Source organism: Methylophaga muralis, from assembly GCF_001720165.1.
Taxonomy (GTDB): Bacteria; Pseudomonadota; Gammaproteobacteria; order Nitrosococcales; family Methylophagaceae; genus Methylophaga; species Methylophaga muralis.
Genome location: NZ_MCRI01000104.1, coordinates 1 through 707, shown reverse-complemented (window position 1 = coordinate 707; position 707 = coordinate 1). Strand labels below are relative to the sequence as shown.

General features: G+C 35.6%; 1 protein-coding gene. It reads right to left on the bottom strand.

All coding sequences use genetic code 11. The features are described 5' to 3' along the window. Window positions 1-94: 94 nt before the first annotated feature. Window positions 95-514 carry a capsular polysaccharide export protein, LipB/KpsS family gene (locus A9E74_RS13820; RefSeq protein ID WP_069297160.1) on the bottom strand — a complete coding sequence of 140 codons (420 nt, stop codon included), beginning with the start codon at window positions 512-514 and terminating at the stop codon, window positions 95-97. Between the last annotated feature and the right edge of the window lie 193 nt (window positions 515-707).

The window sequence follows — 707 nt, the reverse complement described above, 5'->3', positions numbered from 1 at the left end:
CAGACATCTTCAACTGCCTTTATTCTGTCTTGCTTAGAATGCTTCAAATAATTTCCATAAATGATTGATGATTGAAAGCTAAAGGACACACTTTTTAATGCCGCCAAAGAAGTTTGATTATTGCTTCGTCAGAAGCTGGTTTTATTTTGAATGCATTTTGTATAGCTATATTTAAGTTTGAAAGGCAAGGTTCAATAATTACGCCTTCACCAACATGTAAAAAAGGAGAATCACCAATTACTATTACTGGTTTCTTCAAGCGCAAGGCCTCCCAAGCTGCTGTACCTGTTATCACAACGGTCATGTCAGTTTTTTTTATCCAATTTAATCCACTTGAATAAGGATTAATTAATACTACTCGCGGGAAAGAACAGATAGTTTCATAAAAATCTTTTGGTCTAAGCCCTAGCATCGCGGGGTTTTCTTTTACAACCAATATTGCATCATGAGGAATCGATTTTGCTAATGCTTCTATTACAGCAAGCTGGTTAGTATGCCAAGGACTCAAAACCATCGTTGAAGACTCGGGATCAACATGAAGTGGAAAAAAACTTTGCGAAACTCCTCGGGAACATCCGTTTTGAAGATTTTGGGATCCGTCATTCTTTTTTTGTAATGCAGCTTCAATGATTGGACAAATAAAAAAAATTCCTTTCTCAATCTAGTACCAAGAATGTTAAAAACCTTGATCTTAGAATCTTTCTTTA

Coding starts and splice junctions, on each gene's coding strand:
- A9E74_RS13820 (WP_069297160.1), bottom strand. CDS start 514: ATGGTTTTGAGTCCTTGGCATACTAACCAGCTTGCTGTAATAGAAGCA.